Origin of the sequence: Pseudomonas cerasi, assembly GCF_027983475.1 — a bacterium.
Lineage (GTDB): Bacteria > Pseudomonadota > Gammaproteobacteria > Pseudomonadales > Pseudomonadaceae > Aquipseudomonas > Aquipseudomonas cerasi.
Map to the genome: position 1 here is coordinate 202655 of NZ_JAQJVM010000002.1, position 22196 is coordinate 224850.

At 57.6% G+C, this 22196-nt stretch carries 14 protein-coding genes; 10 read left to right on the forward strand and 4 right to left on the reverse strand.

All coding sequences use genetic code 11. From position 1 onward, the window contains the following. The first annotated feature begins 62 nt into the window (after nucleotides 1-62). Entirely contained in the window at nucleotides 63-1523 is a 1461-nt protein-coding gene (locus PI739_RS10040; protein WP_003436187.1) for an aldehyde dehydrogenase family protein, read from the forward strand. Nucleotides 1524-2168: 645 nt separating this feature from the next. Here PI739_RS10040 and rlmM read toward each other — a convergent pair. Continuing rightward, nucleotides 2169-3242 (reverse strand): 23S rRNA (cytidine(2498)-2'-O)-methyltransferase RlmM, encoded by a 1074-nt coding sequence (gene rlmM / locus PI739_RS10045; protein WP_060708020.1) that lies wholly within the window; start codon nucleotides 3240-3242, stop codon nucleotides 2169-2171. A 192-nt stretch (nucleotides 3243-3434) separates the two neighbouring features. Here rlmM and acnA point away from each other — a divergent pair, with 192 nt between their 5' ends. From acnA to PI739_RS10060, 3 genes are all read left to right on the forward strand, one after another. Then, nucleotides 3435-6179 carry an aconitate hydratase AcnA gene (gene acnA, locus PI739_RS10050; protein ID WP_003436185.1) on the forward strand — a complete coding sequence of 915 codons (2745 nt, stop codon included), beginning with the start codon at nucleotides 3435-3437 and terminating at the stop codon, nucleotides 6177-6179. A 233-nt stretch (nucleotides 6180-6412) separates the two neighbouring features. After that, on the forward strand, nucleotides 6413-7978 hold the full coding sequence (locus PI739_RS10055) for a methyl-accepting chemotaxis protein (RefSeq protein ID WP_003436183.1): 1566 nt from the start codon (nucleotides 6413-6415) through the stop codon (nucleotides 7976-7978). Nucleotides 7979-8726: 748 nt separating this feature from the next. Beyond that, nucleotides 8727-9251, forward strand: a complete 525-nt coding sequence (locus PI739_RS10060; protein WP_187599530.1) for a hypothetical protein — start codon at nucleotides 8727-8729, stop codon at nucleotides 9249-9251. Between the two features lie 64 nt (nucleotides 9252-9315). Here PI739_RS10060 and PI739_RS10065 read toward each other — a convergent pair whose 3' ends face one another. Next, a complete protein-coding gene (locus PI739_RS10065; RefSeq protein WP_187599598.1) occupies nucleotides 9316-11181 on the reverse strand; it encodes an autotransporter outer membrane beta-barrel domain-containing protein in 1866 nt (621 codons plus the stop codon). A 768-nt stretch (nucleotides 11182-11949) separates the two neighbouring features. Here PI739_RS10065 and PI739_RS10070 point away from each other — a divergent pair. Together PI739_RS10070 and PI739_RS10075 are read left to right on the forward strand one after the other, a co-directional pair. Continuing rightward, nucleotides 11950-13830, forward strand: coding sequence for a hypothetical protein (locus PI739_RS10070; protein ID WP_032609916.1), 1881 nt, complete (start codon nucleotides 11950-11952; stop codon nucleotides 13828-13830). A 51-nt stretch (nucleotides 13831-13881) separates the two neighbouring features. Then, on the forward strand, nucleotides 13882-15474 hold the full coding sequence (locus PI739_RS10075; protein WP_271351797.1) for an immunoglobulin-like domain-containing protein: 1593 nt from the start codon (nucleotides 13882-13884) through the stop codon (nucleotides 15472-15474). Between the two features lie 318 nt (nucleotides 15475-15792). Here the strand turns inward: PI739_RS10075 and PI739_RS10080 are convergent, their stop codons facing one another. Next, the gene (locus PI739_RS10080) at nucleotides 15793-16482 is read right to left on the reverse strand and encodes an alpha/beta family hydrolase (protein WP_223886382.1); all 690 of its coding nucleotides are present in this window, start codon (nucleotides 16480-16482) and stop codon (nucleotides 15793-15795) included. A gap of 673 nt (nucleotides 16483-17155) precedes the next feature. Between PI739_RS10080 and ccoN the strand changes: the two genes are divergently transcribed. The 4 genes from ccoN to ccoP are packed head-to-tail and all read left to right on the forward strand — an operon-like array spanning nucleotide 17156 to nucleotide 20377. Continuing rightward, a complete protein-coding gene (ccoN, locus tag PI739_RS10085) occupies nucleotides 17156-18598 on the forward strand; it encodes a cytochrome-c oxidase, cbb3-type subunit I (protein WP_003370235.1) in 1443 nt (480 codons plus the stop codon). Next, nucleotides 18598-19206: a cytochrome-c oxidase, cbb3-type subunit II gene (gene ccoO, locus PI739_RS10090; RefSeq protein ID WP_003370233.1), complete on the forward strand. Its 609-nt coding sequence runs from the start codon at nucleotides 18598-18600 to the stop codon at nucleotides 19204-19206. The genes ccoN and ccoO overlap by 1 nt, the downstream gene beginning before the upstream one ends. A 5-nt stretch (nucleotides 19207-19211) precedes the next feature. Then, entirely contained in the window at nucleotides 19212-19403 is a 192-nt protein-coding gene (locus PI739_RS10095; RefSeq protein WP_003436156.1) for a CcoQ/FixQ family Cbb3-type cytochrome c oxidase assembly chaperone, read from the forward strand. Next, nucleotides 19400-20377, forward strand: a complete 978-nt coding sequence (gene ccoP, locus PI739_RS10100; RefSeq protein ID WP_003436155.1) for a cytochrome-c oxidase, cbb3-type subunit III — start codon at nucleotides 19400-19402, stop codon at nucleotides 20375-20377. The genes PI739_RS10095 and ccoP overlap by 4 nt, the downstream gene beginning before the upstream one ends. Nucleotides 20378-20447: 70 nt before the next feature. Here ccoP and PI739_RS10105 read toward each other — a convergent pair whose 3' ends face one another. Beyond that, nucleotides 20448-22121, reverse strand: a complete 1674-nt coding sequence (locus PI739_RS10105) for a metallophosphoesterase (RefSeq protein WP_271351799.1) — start codon at nucleotides 22119-22121, stop codon at nucleotides 20448-20450. Nucleotides 22122-22196 lie beyond the last annotated feature (75 nt).

Sequence of the window (22196 nt, forward strand, 5' to 3'; positions counted from 1 at the left end):
ATCGAACGGCCTGACAGCAAAGTGCCTGGCCTTGACCATTATTGCTCCAGGGAGCCCGCTGGATGACCTCACAGTCCTTGAACAGCCATCACGTTGATCCGGACACCGCGCTGAAACTGTATATCGATGGGGGGTGGTCCGCCCCGCTCGACCCGGTCAGTATTGCGGTGATCAACCCTGCGACCGAAGAGGTGGTGGCGCATGTCGCCAGTGGCTCGGCCGCCGATGTCGACCGTGCGGTTGCAGCAGCGCGGGCAGCCTTTGCCGGCTGGTCCGGCACCTCGCCACACGCCCGGGCACAGATAATCGGTCGGATCCACGAGCTTATTCTCGAGCGCAAGGAACAACTGGCGCAGGCGATCTCGCTGGAGATGGGCGCAGCCATCAGTTCGGCGCGGGCCATGCAGGTGCCACTGGCCGCCGAGCATGTGCGTGTCGCACGTGACCTGCTGGCGACCTATCGCTTCCAGACCGTTGAAGGCGGCACGGCAATCGAACGCGAGCCCATCGGGGTGTGTGGCCTGATCACGCCGTGGAACTGGCCGTTGTATCAAATCACCGCCAAAGTCGCCCCGGCCATCGCGGCGGGTTGTACGGTGGTGCTCAAGCCCAGCGAATTGTCGCCTTTGAGCGCCCTGCTGTTCGCGCAACTGGTGCATGACGCCGGTCTGCCGCCCGGGGTGTTCAATCTGGTCAATGGGAGCGGCCCCGAAGTCGGCGGCGCTATGGCGGCTCACCCTGATATCGACATGATCTCGATCACTGGTTCCAATCGGGCAGGCGCCTTGGTGGCGCAGGCCGCCGCACCGACGGTTAAACGAGTGACTCAGGAACTGGGCGGCAAATCACCGAATATCCTGCTGCCCGACGCCGACTTCGCCAAAGCGGTGCCGCCCGGCGTGATGGCCGCGTTCCGCAATGTGGGTCAGTCGTGCAGCGCACCAACGCGAATGATCGTGCCCAGGAACCGACTGGCGGAAGTCGAAGCGCTGGCTGCCGAAACGGCCGCGGCAATCGTTGTGGGTGATCCGCAGTCGGAGCACACGGTATTGGGCCCTATCGCCAACGAGGCGCAGTTTCACCGTGTCCAGGCGATGATCGATGCAGGGCTGAGCGAAGGCGCGACGCTGGTGTGCGGCGGGCCGGGACGGTTGCTGGGCCATGAGCGAGGCTTCTATACCCGGCCAACGGTGTTTTCCGAGGTGGATTCGTCCATGCGTATCGCCCGGGAAGAGATTTTCGGCCCGGTGCTGTGCCTGATGGCCTACGACACGATTGAGGAGGCTATCGCAATTGCCAACGATACGGTCTATGGCCTGGGTGCGCATGTACAGGGGCAGGACCTTGACCTGGCGCGCTCGGTCGCTTCGCGCATTCGTGCCGGGCAAGTGCACCTGAACTACCCCGCCTGGAACCCGATGGCCCCGTTCGGCGGCTACAAGCGCTCTGGCAACGGTCGCGAGTATGGCGTGCAGGGGTTCGAAGAGTATCTGGAGACCAAGGCTATTGTGGGGTTTGGTTGAGTGGCGCTGGTGCTGAAAGTCCGGAAAATGGGGCTCAGACTACGATGAGGATCGTTCCAACGCTACGCGTGGGAATGCAGTTCGTGACGCTCTGCGTCACACAGCGATTCTGTGGCGTCAGCTGGATTGGCGTTCGGCCCAGATTCTCGTTCCCACGCTCCGCGTGGTAATGCCTTTCGTGACGCTCTGCGTCACACAGTTCTGCGATTCAGTGAGATTCAGGCTCGACTTGAGTCACCTTTTCGCCCCTCGGCGACCTACTTTGATGGGGCCAAAGTAGGCAAACCCCCTCGCTCCTGTTTCCGGCCCGACTGCGTCGGGTTCCTTCGCCCTGACACTGATCCGGGGGTCGCCGCAACGGGCCATCCATGGCCCGGTGCGGCTAGCCTGGCGTCCTGCCAGGCTACCCCCGGATCAGCGCCAGGACTCAGCCGTCACTAACGTCGCACTCTGCGTCGTCAGTGCCATCGCGGTTGAAAAGCACTGAGTTGGCAGCGACTGCGTGTAAGGCATGACATTGTTTAGTATCGATGATTTGTGACGCAGAGCGTCACGAACTGCGTACCAACGCGGAGCATTGGCACGATAATCCGATAGTCACTGAAATCCTATAGTCACTGAAGCATGCGGCGCGAGTGTGAGAAATCACTTTCTCGCCGCTTTGGCCACATCAAGCCTGCGCAGGTGGCAGGTGACTTCTTCGCGGTCGTGGTAGAGCTGTTTGCAGCCGATGGACACCCGTACCCCTCGCGCCTGAAAGCCCTCTTCGATGCGGTCGAGCAGTCGGCGTACTTCAGCGTAACGCTGTTTCATCGGCAGCTTGAGGTTGACCACTGCTTCGCGGCACAGGCCTTCGCCCAGCCAGGTTTCCAGCAGCGCGGCATTGCGCGCAGGCTTCTCGACGATGTCGCAGACCATCCAGTCCACCGGGTGCCGGGGTTTGTAGGTAAAACCGTCAGCCATCAAGTGCTGGACCAGCCCGGTGTCCATCAGGCTTTCCGCCATCGGCCCGTTATCGATTGCCGTCACCAGCATGCCGCGGCGCACCAGTTGATACGTCCAGCCACCCGGTGCGGCACCAAGGTCCACGCCGGTCATGTCGCCGGAAAGGCGTTCGTCCCACTGGTCTCTGGGGATGAAATGGTGCCATGCCTCTTCCAGCTTCAAGGTAGAACGGCTGGGTGCCTCGCGGGGAAATTTGAGGCGCGGGATGCCCATCGGCCACATGGCAGAGTTGTCCGCATCGGCCAGACCGAGAAACACCTCGCGACCACTCTTGAAGGTCAGCAGCAGACGCGGCTTGCGCGGGTCATCCACCAGTTTGCCTGCCTGAGTCAGAGCCTTGCGCAGCGGCGCTTCGAACTTCTTGCAAAAATTCGACAGTTCCTTGCCGTCGTTGGTATCCACCACCTCAAGCCACAGACTGCCGCAGATCGGGAACGCCGCCAGCTGCGCCAGAATCACGCTGATGCGATCGGTTTCCGGCAACTCGAGAAACAGCCCCCGCGCCCACTGCCGGGGAAAGATCAGCTTGTCGAAGCGCTGACCGTTCATCAACCGCTCGGCACCATCCGCCTCGGTGCAGATGAATTCGGCGCAGGCGGTGTCGGGACGGGCCTTGGCATACCCGGCCACGTCCAGGCGCGCGGCGTGATCGGCTATTTCCGAGCAGACTTCGCCCTCAAAACCGGGTCGGCAGTGCATAAACAGTGTATTCATGGGTTACTCCTGGGCAGTGGGCACTCGGGCGTAACCCCGCAGACTTGAAAGCCGCGCATGATAGCCCAATCCAGGAACCACTGGTGCGGCCGAACAGTCCACAGAACTTGAAGCCTGATGCGGCGCTCCCGACCTGATGCACATGGAGCCCGTGAACCGATGTTCGGAGAACATTCCTCAAAGGAGACATTCATGCCCTCCCTCGATAGCCTGAAGAGCCTTAAAACCCTCGAAATCGATAACAAGACCTACCACTACTTCAGCCTGCCGGAAGCCGCCCGCTCCCTCGGCGATCTGGACAAGCTGCCCATGTCACTCAAGGTGCTGCTGGAAAACCTGCTGCGCTGGGAAGACAACAAGACAGTAACCGGCAACGACCTCAAGGCGCTTGCCGACTGGTTGACCGAGCGCCGTTCGGACCGGGAAATTCAATACCGCCCTGCCCGCGTGCTGATGCAGGACTTCACGGGCGTGCCGGCCGTGGTCGATCTGGCCGCCATGCGTGCTGCCGTGGCCAAGGCTGGTGGTGACCCGCAACGCATCAACCCGCTGTCCCCGGTGGACTTGGTGATCGACCACTCGGTGATGGTCGACAAGTTTGGCAACGCCGAGGCGTTCGGCGAGAACGTCGACATCGAGATGCAGCGCAACGGTGAGCGCTACGCGTTCCTGCGCTGGGGCCAGAGCGCTTTCGATAATTTCAGCGTGGTGCCGCCCGGCACCGGCATTTGCCATCAGGTGAACCTCGAATACCTGGGCCGCACGGTATGGACCAAGGAAGAGGACGGCCGCACTTACGCATTCCCCGACACGCTGGTCGGTACCGACTCGCACACCACGATGATCAATGGCCTGGGCGTACTGGGCTGGGGCGTGGGCGGTATCGAAGCCGAAGCGGCGATGCTTGGCCAACCGGTGTCGATGCTGATCCCGGAAGTCATCGGTTTCCGGCTGACCGGCAAACTGAAGGAAGGCATCACCGCTACCGACCTGGTGCTCACCGTCACCCAGATGCTGCGCAAGAAAGGTGTGGTCGGCAAGTTTGTCGAGTTCTACGGCGACGGCCTGGCCGATCTGCCACTGGCCGACCGCGCGACCATTGCCAACATGGCGCCCGAGTACGGCGCAACCTGTGGTTTCTTCCCGGTCGATGACGTCACGCTGGATTACCTGCGTCTGTCGGGTCGTCCCGACGAGACCGTCAAGCTGGTCGAAGCGTATTGCAAGGCTCAGGGTCTATGGCGTCTGGCAGGCCAGGAACCGGTGTTCACCGACAGCCTGGAACTGGACATGAGCACGGTCGAAGCCAGCCTTGCTGGCCCCAAGCGCCCTCAGGATCGTGTAGCGCTGCCGAATGTGTCCAAGGCCTTCAGCGATTTCCTCGGTCTGCAGGTCAAGCCTGCCAAGGTCGATGAAGGTCGCCTGGAGAGCGAAGGCGGTGGCGGTGTCGCGGTTGGCAACGAGGCCCAGGTCAGCGGCGAAACCCAATATGAATACAACGGCCAGACCTATCATCTGAAAGACGGCGCTGTGGTGATCGCGGCGATCACGTCCTGCACCAACACCTCCAACCCCAGCGTCATGATGGCAGCCGGGCTGGTCGCGAAGAAAGCCGTCGAGAAAGGCCTGAAGCGCAAGCCGTGGGTGAAAAGCTCATTGGCACCCGGCTCCAAAGTGGTGACCGATTATTACAACGCAGCAGGTCTGACCCAATACCTCGATGCCCTGGGCTTCGATCTGGTCGGTTACGGCTGCACCACCTGCATCGGCAATTCCGGACCGCTGCTGGAGCCTATCGAGAAAGCCATTCAACAGTCCGACCTGACAGTCGCGTCGGTGCTTTCGGGCAACCGCAACTTCGAGGGCCGCGTCCATCCGCTGGTCAAGACCAACTGGCTGGCATCGCCCCCCCTGGTAGTCGCCTATGCACTGGCAGGCTCGGTGCGCATCGACATCAGCAGCGAACCCCTGGGCGAAGGCGCAGACGGCAAACCGGTCTATCTGCGCGATATCTGGCCGAGTCAGCAGGAAATCGCCGACGCCGTGGCCAGCGTCAACACCGGCATGTTCCATAAGGAATACGCCGAAGTCTTTGCCGGCGACGAACAATGGCAAGCCATCGAAGTGCCGCAGGCTGCCACCTACGTCTGGCAGGACGATTCCACCTACATTCAGCACCCGCCGTTCTTCGACGGCATCGACGGTCCGCTGCCGGCTATCGAAGACGTGGAAAACGCACGCATCCTGGCCCTGCTGGGCGACTCGGTGACCACCGACCATATCTCCCCTGCCGGTAATATCAAGGTCGACAGCCCTGCCGGGCGCTACCTTCAGGAGAAAGGCGTCACGTATCAGGACTTCAACTCTTACGGCTCGCGCCGTGGCAACCATGAAGTGATGATGCGCGGGACCTTTGCCAATATCCGTATCCGCAACGAAATGCTCGGCGGCGAGGAAGGTGGCAACACGGTGCATGTGCCCTCCGGCGAGAAGCTGGCGATCTACGACGCGGCCATGCGTTATCAAGAAGAAGGGACGCCGCTGGTGATCATTGCCGGTCTGGAATACGGCACGGGTTCAAGCCGCGACTGGGCAGCCAAAGGTACCAACCTGCTGGGCGTCAAGGCGGTCATCGCCGAAAGCTTCGAACGGATTCACCGCTCGAACCTGGTGGGCATGGGCGTGCTGCCTTTGCAGTTCAAGAACGGCCAGACGCGCAAGACCCTCGGCCTGACCGGCAAGGAGACGCTGAAGATCACCGGACTGACCAACGCAGACGTGCAGCCGGGCATGAGCCTGACCCTGCATATCGACCGCGAAGACGGCAGCAAGGAAACCGTCGACGTGCTGTGCCGCATCGATACGCTTAACGAAGTGGAATACTTCAAGTCGGGCGGCATTCTGCATTACGTGCTGCGCCAGCTGATCGCCTCCTGATATCTCATAAATGGGGCCTGCATCCTGCTTAAGGGTCAGGCCCCGACATGAAAATCTCTATAACCTCGCTCCTGCTCCGCCCACCTCCAGCCTGATGTATTACGGGCTGTTCACCTGTCCCATGCTGGCCGTACACGGCTGACTCTCCGGTCACTTGTCGCACGTCGCTCAATTTATCGACGTGCCCGCCGATAACCACGCCACAGTCTTCCGGATCGAAGGATCGAAATCCCATGCGCAACAACCAGCCCGTCACTCAACATGAGCGGACATTCCCTGCCGAACAACGACTGATTTCCACCACCGACACCCGAGGCACCATCACCTACTGCAACGATGCCTTTGTCGACATCAGTGGTTACAGCGAGGCTGAATTGCTGGGTGCTGCGCATAACACCGTACGTCATCCGGACGTACCGCCTGCAGTCTTCGAGCACATGTGGACCACGCTCAAGTCCGGGCAGCCGTGGATGGGCATCGTCAAGAACCGCTGCAAGAACGGCGATCATTATTGGGTCAATGCCTACGTGACGCCGGTACTGGAAAACCGCCAGGTGGTGGGTTTCGAGTCGGTACGTATCAAGCCGACCGCCGAACAGATCCGCCGTGCCGAGGCGCTTTACACCCGCCTCAACAAGGGCAAGAGCGCCGTACCAAACCGCGACAAGTGGCTGCCGGTACTTCAGGACTGGCTGCCGTTCATTCTGGTCAGCCAACTGAGCTTCCTGATCGGCGTGTGGCTCAATTCACACTGGGGTTTTGCATTGGCTGCGGCGTTGTCGGTACCGCTCGGGCTGCTGGGGCTTTCCTGGCAGCAGCGTGGCACCAAACGCTTGTTACGCCTGGCCGAACAGACCACTTCCGACCCGTTGATCGCGCAGATGTACACCGACAGCCGTGGCCCGCAAGCGCGTCTGGAAATGTCGATCCTCAGCCAGGAAGCGCGCATGAAAACCTGCCTGACGCGCTTGCAGGACACCGCCGAACACCTGAACAGTCAGGCCCGCCAGTCCAACTCGCTGGCCAATGCCAGTTCGATCGGGCTGGAACGTCAGCGTGTGGAAACCGAGCAGGTTGCCGCCGCCATCAACCAGATGGCCGCCACCACTCAGGAAGTCGCCAATCACGTAAACCGTGCCGCTGATGCCACCCAGCAGGCCAACGAACTGACGCGTCGCGGTCGCGATATCGCCGGTGAAACCCGCGAAGCCATTCAGCGCCTGTCCACCTCGGTGGGCGAAACCGGCCTGACCGTGACCCGCCTGGCCAAGGACAGCGATGAAATCGGCGGCGTGGTCGATGTGATCAAAGGCATTGCCGACCAGACCAACCTGCTGGCGCTCAACGCCGCGATCGAAGCGGCGCGCGCCGGTGAGATGGGTCGCGGCTTTGCGGTTGTGGCAGATGAAGTGCGTCAGCTCGCGCAACGCACCGCCGAGTCCACCGGACAGATTCATGGCCTGATCGCCAAACTGCAGCAGACCGCAACCGACGCGGTTCACACCATGGACACCGGTCGCCGTCAGGCCGAAGAAGGCGTAGCCCGGGTACTGGAGGCAGATCAGGCGCTGGTGGGCATCAGCGAGGCCGTCGCCAATATCACCGACATGACCACGCAAATCGCCACCGCCACGGAAGAGCAAAGCGCCGTGGCCGAGGAAATCAATCGCAACATCGCCACCATCGCCAGCCTGGCAGACCAGACCTCTGACGAAGCGCGTCGCTCTGCCGTATTAAGTGGTGAACTGACCGACACGGCCAACTCACAGTATTCACTGGTAGAGCGGTTTAATCGCTAAGGCCTGAGACTGTATGCCAAGCCTCGACAAACTTCGGTTGGTCGGGGCTTTTTTATGAGCGTCAATAGTGTGCACTGTTAGCCCTCTCTTCAAGTCTGACAGAACTTGAGAAGCCATCTGAAGAACGTGCAGGATATTTTTTAACATCTTCAATGACAGCAATGCAGTACTTTTGCCTATTGACAGTGGACGCATACTCCGATTAGTTGAAATTCAGTTGATGCGGTAGTTATTTATTACCCCTTACGTCGACATGCAGATCGTTTTCAGCAAAGCATTCCTGTTCGGTCTGGACACCCCGGCACCGTCAATACAAGTTTAAACACAGCAGCCTACATTTCCGCCCACAACCTTGACGGCCTCGCACGCTAACGCGTGCGAGACCCTAATGATAAAGTTGAGTGAATATTCCTACGCAGGAGTGGGAATTCAGCCAAAACCTACTTTTTCACCTTCTGTAAGACTTATCTGTAGTTAATGTCCTACAGGTATTTCACACACAAAAAGCCCTGAAAGAACACCCACACCAAGCCACACCCTTTATTTACAGCATCTCCAACACTAACGAGCGATAACTCACTGTGCACATGATACCAAATATAACTGCATAACCTCACACAAGCTTGGCGTGTCTTTGATATCGGCAGACACTTGACCTGCACACTTATGTGCCTTGTAATAATTCTGTTGCCGACAACTGCCGGCACGCATATAACAACTCAACTTAATGTCAATAAAAGAGTTTACGATGGATAAAGAACAATCCACGGATGTAGCGGCGCGCACCCAAAAAGAAAAAAACAACCCCAAAAGCGCGAGTGCTGTTCAAGAAGCCCAACCTCACGAGAGTCTCTACCGACAGGCGACCCCCCTCCACCTTCCATCCGATATTTCCAGTACGCTGAAAGCACCTGTGTTGCCTAACATCGATCCTGATTCCATCAGTCACGAGCAGGCACATGCGGGCATTACCATTCATATCCCCGGGTCAGTCAAAATGTGCTGGGGTGACGAAATCCATTTCTATTGGGGAAAAAACCTGTCATCGACAACGCTTTTCCATCGGGTAGGCGAAAACAGCGTGGTACGTGTGCTGTGTATTTCCTACAACTTCACGCCCTATGTTCAGTACGGCCTGGTTGACCTGTATTACGAGCTTTATCGTGATCATCGCCTGATCGGCACATCGCCGGTGTTGCGGGTGAACGTCAACTACGCGGTGCCTGTCACGTCCCGACAGAGGCAACGCAAACGCAGGTTTACCGATCAATAACTGAAAAGCCCCCGGTGATCACTCACCGGGGGCTTTGGTGTTGCTCAGGCACTGGCCTTAAGAATCAGAATGCCAGGCGTAGCCCCACATTCGCACCCCAGGGTTGCGCGATATGCCGACCTTTCATGTAATCGAAGTCTGCATGCAGTTTCATACGCTCGGACAGCGACACCGATACCCCGGCGCCCAGTTCGCCGCGCGAACCGAACAGGCTGTTATCGAACGTCACGTCGTTGACTTTCACCTCGTTACGGCGCGAAAACTCCTGTGCAATGGCGACACGCACATAAGGCTGCAACACCCCGCCATCCTTGAGCGCAACACTGCGGCCCAGCGAGGTGCCAACCTTGCCCAATACCGACTGGGTCTGATCGTTCTTCGCCTTCATACCGTTGTCCAGGCGCAGTTCCTGCCCCTGAACGACAACGCTGGACAGCTGAGCGAAGGGCTCAAGGAAGTAATCGTCAGCCAGCTTGATGTGGCGGCCGAACTCTACCCAGCCCCCTACCCCGTTGTTGGTGTAGTCACCCTTGGCCTTACTTGCATCGCTCATGGCAACATCTGCCTTGTTGCGAAAGCGGTTGAGTTTGATCACGCCGTCAACGTAGTAGCCATCGTCCGACAGCCAGGTGGCATAGGCGCCTGCATAGTAGCTGTCGACTTTACCCGTAGTACCACGGCTCAAATCGATACCGGACGTGCTGTACCCTCCCAGCACACCGACCACCAGTTGGCCGTTGCTGACCTCGACGGGCGCATCGGCCCCCAGCGACAGGCCACTTTGCTTCTGCCGATAGTCGACACCGTCACTGGTCGTGGCATTCAGCCTGCTGCCATAGGCGCGCATCCAGCTGCCCGCCCTGCCGCTAGCACGAACCTCACCCATGCGCGAACGCAGGGTAGAGAGCTCACTCATCCAGATGGCAGGTGCCGCGCTGTAAAGGGCAAGCGCGCTCTGGGTCGAGGGGCTTATGACCTTGTCTTTACCGACGATGAACCAGTCATTGCCCTGCTGTTCCAGCAAATACGAATAGGCGCCGAGGTCGACACGCCCGCCCAGCAGGCTGAATTGCGCGTCACCACCTTCGGTATGCACCACCTTGAGCGGTGCCATGTCAGCAGAGACAACCTCCACCCCCGTGTTGCGCACCCGCAACCCGAACTGACCACTGGCCTGGCCGTTGACGTCGATGAGATCTCCGACACCGTTGTCCAGATCCACGCGCAAACCAAACGTGCCGCCCCCTGACAACTCATTCAGCGAAAGTGTATGGAACCCTTCATCAGCAAACGAAACCCTCCCCCCGTGCAGGGAAAGCGACCTGACGGCATTGTCGCCCTGCATCTGCCAGTGACTGCCCGAGGTAATCGCCAGACGGTTGCCATTGACGATGTCGCCGTTCAATTGCGCGCCGTTTTGCAGCGTGATGTTCAGGGTGCTGGTGTCATCGGCGACAAGGTTGCCATTGAGGGTGCTGTTGTCGACGTTGAAGTTGACAGTGCTGTGATCTTCCACCTCCAGCAGGTTGCCATTTCCGGCCCATAGCTCGGAATGGTTTTGCACAGCAATGTCGGCCTCGATGTCGAGCGCAACGCGCTGGTTTACTTTGATGGCGGCCCCGGCCAAACCCTGGACTATCGATCGGTCAATCACAGCAACGGACTTGTTTCCGACCAGTATTCCGGCTTGGGATCCATCTACCAGATGGATTCCATTCATGTCGCCTGTCACATGACTGTTGTCGGCGATCAGCACATTGGCGCCAGAAACAGAAATCCCCTGGCCACTTTTGCTTTGCGACGCAAACCCGCGCACATCGGTATTGAAAATACTAAGCGCCCCCCACAACCCGACTGAAATACCGTCGCCCGATCCCGATACATCGCTTGAATGAGCCGATACCGTGGAGCCAGGGTTGATAGAGCCCATCACTCCATGAAGAACGATGCCGCTACCTGTCGCGTTTTTCACGGTAGCGTTGGAGAGATTACCCAGCGCATCGGAAAGGCTGATACCGCTCTCAACCACGCCGGACTGAATATTGACCGTAGCGTCTCTCACGACCACCTGGTCTGCTCGGCCACCGACAATATTAAGAACACTTTGATAACCAATGTGATAAGAATCGAAAGGAGTATCAGGACCTACGGTAATGATTTCAGCCCGTCTAACGGTTTCATCTGGCAACTCTTCATCCGGCCACAATCCGGTGACTGCTGCAGTGTCTAAAGGCAGACCATTATTATCGCCCGATGCCGCTGCCGACGCCTGTACATTAGCGAGAGCGCCAAAGGCAATCACGGCAAGTTGAAACGCGCCACCCCGCGACTTAACGACGTTACTTTTTCTACTAGACACCGTCCATCTCCTCGTTTTTTTGAGAGTGGAAAGATAGCTTACTTAATTCATAAACCCTGGCCCTGTTCAATACCCAAAACGTAGGAGCCTTCCCAAAATAATATAAGAAGTTTCTTACAGCGAGCATCCAAATGGGCGCCAAGCAAAAAACTCTCAAACTAATTAAATAATCTCCACACAACCACTTGACCAGCCCACCAAAACCCTATTACGTCCAATTGTGACTGAGAACATCATTGACTCTTTCGCCAAGTACCAACCAAAAAAATCTCATTCAGAAACACGTTCGAAAAAAAGTAGGAAATCCCCTACAAAATTTTAATGATAAGGCCTCTACACATGAAAAATTGCTCAAACAACTATCTCCCGACACCTGTTTCAATTTCCGGAAACAGGCATAGAAACTTGAATCTTGTATTGGCTGCACCCGATATTGCAGTCGCATTTCATGATCAGGATACGCCAGGGCTCATACCGGTCGCTGAGGCATCACAACCGTTGACGGTCGATCTCGTTGTATGGCCAGCGGCACTTCCTGGTTACACATATCAACTGCTGTTCAACAGTATCGCGACTGGCCCCCAAAAACTGATTCTGCCCTCACATGCACCAGGAGACCCCCTGCACTTGGAGATCCCGGCCGAGCTGTTGCTGGAAGGTTTCCACGATGTCGCGTACGTCGTTGTCAATCCGATCAATCAGGTAGAACAGAGATCGGAAATTTTCCGGATTCAGATCGACCGGACAGCGCCAGGCGCTCCGGAGCTTGCTGCCATACAGTTCCCAGCCGAGATCCAGAACGGTCTGACTGCCGCCGAGCTCGATCAACTGGGTGGCCAACTTGATGTGCAGATTCCCGGCTACACCGGTATGGCCAAGCATGACCGCATTCTGACCAGGTGGGGAGATATCGTAGGCCCCACTGCCGTCGTCAACGAAACCGACATGGGTCTGGACAAGGTCTCGGTCACTTTTACACGAGCGTTTCTGCAAACGTTGGGGGAGGAAGAAAAGCAGGTGTGTTACCAGGTCATCGACCGTGCAGGTAACCCTTCAATCCTCTCGAACACTGTAGCGGTGAAATTAAGGCTGAACGACTTGCCTTCTGATTATCCGGCACCTGTCATTGATCAAGCGGTAGGCGATCTGATTGATTATCTGGAAGCTCAGGCCGGCGTATTGGTCGACATCCCCCATTATCCAGGCGCGGCAGCGCTTGATAGCATCCAGCTATTCTGGGGCACCAATAATCCCTTGACCCCTGTCTTCGTTGCACCTGGCGACGAAAATGAAGCCGTCATACTCACGTTGAAACTGCCATTTGAGGCCATTGCCCAAGGTCCGCAAGGCGACACCGCGGTTCATTATGAAGTGTTTCGCAACGGCGAACTGACCGGCACATCGCTGGACACCCACATAGACGTTTTTACAACACTTCCCTTCCCCACCCCCTTGAACAATTTGACGATACAAGGGACGAGCGTACAAAACCCGAACACCCAGGACAACTTCATCGACGAAGACGATTACGAGTTGAACGGCAGAGGCGTAGTGCTCTGGAATACGGGATTCGAAATCAATGATGATTTGAACCTGTACTGGGGCAATCAGTTAAAAACGCAGTGGTATCAAATACGGTCTAGCGACGTTGCAGCGGCAAGAGACTTGATTATTCCGATTGATAACGAGCTGATGAAGTTGCAAGGCACCGGCGAGGCCATTCCGGTGTACTTCACAGTCACGCGTACAGGAAACCCAAACAGTATGACGAGTCCGACTCAGCCTGTAACAGTACGGTCTCGAGAAGAGCAACCCGGTGGCGAAAACGGATTGACCGGGCCCACGTTCAATCTCACGTCCAACGGAGTGCTGGGGCCCAATGAAAATCCAGACGGTGCCGATGTAAAAGTCTCACCTTATGTAAATATTGCCGAGGGCCAGAAGATCACCTTCACGTTCAAGGGTTTTGACGACTTCAACAATCCCATCGAAGCCGCTACTTATGTGACGACTCGTAAGCTCGATGAAGTGGATGTTGTGCAAGGGCATGTATTCAAGGTCCCTCAGATCAACACACTGCTTATTTGCACCGGGTTTGCGGAGGCGAGTTATACCGTCGACCCTGTCGAAGGCAGCAATCAAAGTCCGGCAACCTCCACGGTCACTCGCGTCATCGTGCATATGCTTAAACCTACCGACTTTACCTGTCTGAGTCGCTAAACCGTTGCGGGCTCACAAGGCCCGCAACTTTTACACGTAGAAGGAACGCCCATGTATAACCTTGCGACTGAAAAAAAAGAAAACGTGCTGACTTCGCCAGTCATCGCAGCCGCCTTGAACGGTGGACTATTACCCGTCGACAGTTTGAACACGCCCCTCGAAGTGCTGTTGAACGTCTGGCAAGGCGCGCGCCCCGGCTATACCTATCAGCTGTACTTCGATGGAGTGCTTATTGGTCTCAAGAAAGAGATACTGCTTTCGCAGATGCCAGGTGACGACCTCATGCTGCACATTCCATCCGAGCTGTTGACGGAAGGTCGTCACTCGGTGGCTTACGCGGTCGAAAACCCGATCAATATGGTCGTCGAGTTTTCTGCCGAGACAGTTGTAATCGTAGACCTTACCCCGCCTGGCGATCCGCTGCTGGCCCCCATCATTTTTCCCACGCAGGTACAGAACGGTCTGACCTCAGAAGAACTGCAAACCATGGGTAACGTGCTTTCAGGGACGATTGCCAGCTACAACGGCATGCAGGAGGGCGATGTTGTCCGCACCTACTGGAATGATCTGCCCGGTCCGATGGCGGTGGTGAGCAGTGATGACGTGGGTCTTAAACGAACAATGGTCGACTTCGCCAGGCCGTTTCTGGAGTTGATCGGCGACATTGAGGCGCCGGTCTACTACACGATTACAGATCTGGCAGGGAATCTGTCCATGGCCTCGGAGTCGGTGGACGTGAAGCTGCAACTCGCGCAAGCAACGCCCCTGCCCACCCCAACCATAAAAGAAGCCATCGGCACCATACTCGACCCGGCCAACGCTTCATCCGGTGCAACCGTGGTGATCGACGCCACCGCCAACCTGAAAGCCGGCGATCAGGTGATCGTGCAATGGCAAGGGCCGAACGGCAGTGACACCCAGGAGAAGACCCTGTCGAGCGCAGAAGCCGGCAAGACGCTGGAGATGCTGTTTGCGTTCGCTCTGGTAACGGCAAACGCCGGGCAGACGGTGGCGATTTCTTATGTGGTCAATCGCGTCAACGGTCTGGTGCAGGTATCCGGCACGCTGGCCTTGCAGATTCTGGCGGCGCAGCCCGAGCTGCTGCTGGACACCTCGCCGGTCACGCTGGCTGGCAAGGTGTATCTGCTTCCGGGCTCGCCGGACCTGTTGCCGAACTTCGCGTCCGATACCACCCTTCTGCGTCAGGCCAGTGGCGGACAGGCACCCTATCAGTACGCTTCGAGCGACCCGCTGGTCGCGAAAGTGGACAGCAATGGCCTGACCTCGGTTCGAGGCAACGGCACAGCCACCATTACGGCGACCGATGCTTCGGGCGCGAGTAAAAGCTACCTGATCACCGTCACCGGCGTCATCCATTGCATCGGTCTGGGCAGCGGCAGCTTTTCTCAGATCAGCAAAAACGCGGGCAACAACAGCGCGAGGATTCCGACCATTCACGAACTGGTGGAGATCTATAACCTGTACGGCAATCGCTGGCCGATGGGCAACGGCAACTATTGGTCGTCGACTGTTTCAAGCGCCGGCATCGGCGGATGGAACTGGTATTACGTGAAAAACATGGTCACTGGCGGCAACTTCAAACTGAAGAGTCACAATTCCAGTCTCGGCGTAGGCATCAGATGACCGATTGCTGAACCCATTGTTCATCCGGCAGGGCGTTGCGCTAAAGGCGTAACGCCCTGTCACCGTTTTCAGGAGTTTCCCAGGGCCAGCCCATGCACCGTCCGACTCCCTCACGCCAACGCTGCGTTCAACCTGCAACCCATGAAGGCCGCTTTGCCGCGAGCATCAACTCACAGCCTTTCAGGACGTCCTCACTGACAGGTCGGCTGACGCTGAGATCGGAGCTGGAACAGGCCCCCGCTCAGTGGATATGGCAGGTCATCGCCGACGGCAAGGTGGGTAAAATGCGAACCACCATCGGCCTGCCTTGCCGGTGACTCAGGCGCGCAGGAACCCGGCAATCTCTCTCGCGGACTCACCTAGGCAGTGCTCATGACTGATACCCACGACCTTCAGGGGTTTGAGGTCGTGATTGGCAGTCGGCAACCAGTGCAGCCGAATGGCACTCGACAATGCATAGCCTTCTACGGCTTCGCGATTGCCTAGCGCGTCGCGTTCGCCCTGCACGATCAGCGTGGGAGTCTTAAGGTCGGCCAGATGCGCCACGCGTGGTTTTTCAGGCTTGCCCACGGCGTAGAACGGATACCCTAGACACACCAGCGCATCGACCTCAAGCTCATCGGCGATCAGGCTGGCCATCCGCCCACCCATTGATTTGCCGCCGACCGCCAGACGCCCGCGGATGTGAGCACGCACACAGGCGAACACCTCTCTCCAGCATTCCAGCAATTGTGCCTGTGGATTGGGTGGACGCTTGCTGCCGCCCCGACGCCGCTGCGCCATATAAGGAAACTCGAAGCGCAGGACGCTGATACCTTGCGCCGCCAGATCAGCCGCCATGCGGTTCATGAAGTCGCTGTCCATCGGTGCACCTGCACCATGCGCCAGCAACAGGGTCGGCGCGTCCAGCGCACCCGCAAGTTGCGCGGGCGTCCACAGCCAGCCTCTTTCACTGACCAGCTGCAGCCATTGATCCTGACCGATACCGGGCTTAAAGCCGTTGCTCATGTTTGCCTCATTCAGGTGGGTCGCAAAGTAGCCCATCACTATAGCGGCGAACCGGGTCGCGAATCCCGTACGAATCGCGAGCGCACGGCGCATCGAGACGCCCCGCCCCGTCGGACAGCCGCCATTCAGGTCTGCCCGGGTACTCTGTCAAGGTGCACTAGGTAAAGTACCCAGGCGATGAGCGCCCCAAACCTGACACCGCCGGGCGGTTTCATTGACGGCACTGGCCTCGCACACTGCAACAACACCGCTGAGTCGGTCACCAGAGTCATATGCCTGCTCAGGCCGATTGCTGGGCAATGACAGGTGTTACTGCCGACTGAACATACGTGACAGTCTTTGCGCGGGTCCTGATCAACTCGTCTGTACGCGAAGGTCGCCACCGCTGTGTTCCAGTCCAGCGGCGATGCGTGAACTCCGCACCCTGCAACGGGGTGCGGAATACTCGCTGACGCATTGCGCAGCATCTTTTCGTACAGAACCTGCGACTTCCCACATCCCCTGTTTCAACGCTAAACTCGTGACACGCGTCTGCCGCAGCCCTTTGACGCTCATTGATGTGCCTGTCTGTTCCTGCCCCTGCCTCTTCGGTGTGCTTCGATGCGATTGCCAGCGCTGCATCGCCCTGGCCCGATTACGTCTGCGGTAACCCTCTGAATCGTGGAAGTCTGCAATGAGCACAACAATCAGTCCTACAACCTACAACTACACCGTGGTGCGCCAGTTTGCCATCATGGCTGTGGTCTGGGGTGTGGTCGGCATGAGCCTGGGCGTGTTCATTGCTTCGCAACTGGTCTGGCCAGGGCTGAACCTGGAACTTGAATGGACCACCTTCGGACGCCTGCGCCCGCTGCACACCAATCTGGTGATCTTTGCCTTCGGCGGCTGCGCGCTGTTCGCCACCTCTTATTACGTGGTGCAACGCACTTGCCAGACGCGGCTGATTTCCGATGGTCTGGCGGCCTTCACCTTCTGGGGCTGGCAGGCCGTGATCGTCGGCGCCATCGTGACCCTGCCGATGGGCTACACCACCACCAAGGAATATGCCGAGCTCGAATGGCCGGTGGCGATTCTGCTGGCCATCGTCTGGGCCGCCTACGCTGCAGTGTTTTTCGGCACCATCGTCAAACGCCGCACCCGGCATATCTACGTCGCCAACTGGTTCTACGGCGCGTTCATCGTGGTGACCGGCATGCTGCACATCGTCAACCATATCTCGTTGCCGGTCAGCCTGTTCAAATCCTATTCGGCCTACGCTGGCGCGACCGACGCCATGATCCAGTGGTGGTACGGACACAATGCCGTCGGTTTTTTCCTGACCACCGGTTTTCTCGGCATGATGTATTACTTCGTGCCCAAGCAGGCCGAGCGCCCGGTCTACTCCTATCGTTTATCCATCGTGCATTTCTGGGCATTGATCACCCTGTATATCTGGGCCGGTCCGCACCATCTGCACTACACCGCGCTGCCGGACTGGGCGCAGTCGCTGGGCATGGTCATGTCGATCATTCTGCTGGTGCCCAGCTGGGGCGGGATGATCAACGGCATGATGACGCTGTCGGGCGCGTGGCATAAGTTGCGGACCGATTCGATACTGCGCTTTCTGGTGGTCTCGCTGGCGTTCTATGGCATGTCGACCTTCGAAGGCCCGATGATGGCAATCAAGACCGTCAACTCGCTTTCGCACTACACGGACTGGACCATCGGCCATGTCCACGCCGGGGCGCTGGGCTGGGTCGCGATGATTACCATCGGGTCGATCTACCACATGATTCCGAAACTCTATGCCCGACCGCATATGTACAGCGTCAGCCTGATCAACACACACTTCTGGCTCGCGACCGTCGGCACCGTGCTTTACATCACCTCGATGTGGGTCAATGGCATCACCCAGGGCCTGATGTGGCGCGCGGTGAACGACGATGGCACGTTGACCTATTCCTTCATCGAAACCATGCAGGCCAGCCACCTGGGCTATATCGTGCGGGCCATCGGCGGCGCGATTTTCACCAGCGGTATGTTGCTGATGGCCTACAACGTCGTGCGTACGATACGTGCATCGGACCCGCAGGCGGCCGAAGCGGCCACCCGCATCGCAGTCGCGGGGGCGCATTGATGAAGCATGATGCGCTGGAAAAAAACATCGGCCTGCTGGCCTTCTTCATGGTGATTGCCGTGAGCATCGGCGGACTGACGCAGATCGTCCCGCTGTTTTTTCAGGACGTGACCAACCAGCCTATCGAGGGCATGAAGCCACGCAGCGCGCTTGAGGTGGAAGGCCGTGATGTATTCATCGCCAACGGCTGCGTCGGTTGCCACTCGCAGATGATCCGACCGCTGCGCGCCGAAACCGAGCGCTACGGGCATTACTCGGTGGCAGGCGAAAGCGTCTGGGATCATCCTTTCCTGTGGGGCTCCAAACGCACCGGGCCGGACCTGGCACGGATCGGCGGTCGTTACTCGGACGAGTGGCACCGTGTACACCTGAACAACCCGCGCGACCTGGTCCCGACCTCGATCATGCCGGCTTATCCGTTTCTGGCCGAGAAGACCATCGACAGCACGCAGACTGCGAAAAAGCTGCAGGTGCTGCGTACCCTCGGCACCCCTTACACCGACACGGATATCGCCGGTGCGGCGGCTGCGGTGCAGGGCAAGACCGAAATGGACGCGCTGGTGGCCTATCTGCAAGGCCTTGGCACGCTCATCAAGAGCAAACGGTGATCATGATGGACATCGGAATGATTCGAGGCCTTGGCACACTGGTCGTGATGGTGGCGTTCATCGGCCTGATGCTGTGGGTGTTCAGCCCTGCCCGCAAGGCAGACTTCGACGACGCGACTCTGCTGCCTTTCGCGGATGACCCCGAGGCCATCGGCAAGGTCGAGCGCGCCAGAGCTGAACGGGGAGACCAACCATGAGTACCTTCTGGAGCCTGTACGTCGCGGTCCTGACCCTGGGCACCATCATCGCCATGCTCTGGCTGCTGCTGTCCACGCGCAAAGGTCAGCCCGACGAACCGACAGATGAAACCGTCGGCCACACGTTCGACGGTATCGAGGAATACGACAACCCATTGCCCAGATGGTGGTTCTACCTGTTTCTGGCGACCATCGTCTTTGCGCTGGGCTATCTGCTCCTGTACCCGGGACTGGGCAACTGGCAGGGTTTGCTGCCGGGTTATGAATACCGGGACCAAGACAGCAAGACGCAATTCGCCGACGGCCAGCAAGGCTGGACCAGTGTCCACGAATGGGAGCGGGAAGTGGCAAACGCCGAAGCCCGCTACGGGCCGCTGTTTGCCAGGTACGCCGCCATGCCCGTCGAGGAAGTGGCCAAAGATCCGCAGGCGTTGAAAATCGGTGCACGCCTGTTTGCCTCCAACTGCTCGGTCTGCCACGGCTCTGACGCGAAAGGTGCCTACGGCTTCCCCAACCTGACCGATGCCGACTGGCGTTGGGGAGGCGATGCCCAGGCGATCAAGACCTCCATCCTCGCCGGGCGTATGGGCGTGATGCCGGCTCTGGGCAGCGTGCTCGGCGAACAGGGTGTTCGCGATGTGGCGGCCTACGTGCTGACGCAGCTGGACGCCCGCCCGCTACCGGAGGATGCGAAAGCTGACCCGGTGGCCGGACAAAAGACCTTCGCCAGCCTGTGCGTTGCCTGTCATGGGCCAGAGGGCAAGGGAATGCCGATTCTCGGCGCGCCGGACCTGACCCACCCCAACGCGTTTATCTACGGTTCCAGCTTCGCGCAGTTGCAGCAGACCATTCGTGATGGCCGCCAGGGCCAGATGCCTGCTCAGCAGGCACTGCAAGGCAATGACCGGGTTCACATTCTGGCTGCCTATGTTTACAGCCTGTCGCGTCAGGAGAAACCGGCAGAGCCCAAGTGATGTTGTTTTGCCGATAGCAAAACCTGGCATCGTGATAGCGCAAAAAACTACGACTGCCATCAGCGACAGATCAAGGCTTGGGACTGCATCTCATCCGCATGCCGTTCAACGCAGAATCGTCATCGCTACCCTGATAGATTTCGACGCGGGTTTCAAAGCCGGTGGCAACCATTCCGGTGGGGCAACGGTAAATTTTCCTCCAGACACCATAGTTTGTGTCGTAAGGTGCAGCTATATACTGACCTCCTTCACAGACGAGCCTGACGGAGTCCACCGCAGTGTCGTCACCGTTTCCTTGATGAGCCTCCATTTTCAACTGAAACCCGTCCACAGCTTTGCCTGAAGGACAGCGAACGATCGCGGTCCAGTCTCCCCAGCCCGCTTCCTCGCTCCTTAATACCTGATTATTATTGCAATACATAACGATCGCGTTGATGGCTGTATCGTCACTGTTACCTTGCCACTTTTCCGCTTTGACCTGAAAACCATTTATATGCTGCGTCTCTGAACAAGATGCCGTGCCCCCCCAGCGCCCCCAAAGCCCTGCATTGTCATATTCGTCAACGGGAGGAACAGCAACGGACAGTTTCAACGGCAACGCACCCAAATATTGAGCGGCTTGCGGATTATTGTTCTTAACGAGCCAAACCTGAAAAAGACTAGAACTTTCATTGACATCAACAATGAGAAAAGTTTCTTCAGTTGCCGAGCCACTCAGAAAAACAGGCACCCCATCATAAGTGCTGGAGTAGCGTCCAGCGCTGGCGTGGAAGTGGCCCGCAAAGATAGCTGAAACATCGTAGAGCTTTAGTAAGTTACGGAACCGAGTCAATATTTCTCTCGTGCGCGAGTTAGGGGAATACGTCCATTCAGCCGGATCATGCATGCCGATAATAACGAATTTCCTCTGAGCCCTTGCATCTATCAGCACACGCTCCAGCCAACCATTTTCGACAGGTGACTGGATATCAAACTCATACTTTGACCTGACCAGCGGTGTGCCTAAGGAATAAAACCAGTTGATATAAGAAGGCTCCAGATTCAATTGAATATACCGTACCCTACCCAAATCTTTATAGTAAGCAAAGCTTCCGGAATATCGCTTGGTTGGAGGAAGACCACCGCCATTATCCAGACTGTAATCCATATTATTACCGCCCATCCGGCCAATGAGGTCGTTCATACTGTCTCTGGCGCAGCCGTTGTTTTGGCAGTTACCCACATTGTTCTTATAATCATGATTACCCAGTCCAAAATACCAATTCGTCGACAATATTGAATCCAGTGTCCCGTACAAAAATGCCCTTTCATCGCCATGGCCAAACGCCGTCATGTCTCCGTTTATGATGACCGGGTTATTGCCTGTCCCGCCCATGGCTCCGGCACGCCATTTTTGTATCGCAGAATATTGATTTCTGATGAGGTCTTCAGTACTGACCTCGTTAACCGAGGAACGGGATGGCAGTAGGACGTCCTGCGATTGCTGGTGCGGCAAAGCGCCCAGACTGTCCTCTATGTTTTTTTTATCCTTTGACCAAGGGTATTGAGGGTCAGAAGCAAATATAATATGCCTTATTATGCCCTTCGGCCCGACCGCGCTCGCCACAGCGTCTGGGCTTTCATTTTTCACATCACTAACGCACCCGCACATCAATAACAATGTGCTGAACAACGCACAAGGAAAAAGCCTGTAGTTAGACATATCAAAACCCTCATGAAAACTAAAACCCCAGAACCAAAACACGGACAGAGAGCGTTACTCAGAGCATTTCGGCTGTACTCATTATTACAAACATCTGCTAAAACTCTACTATCAGAA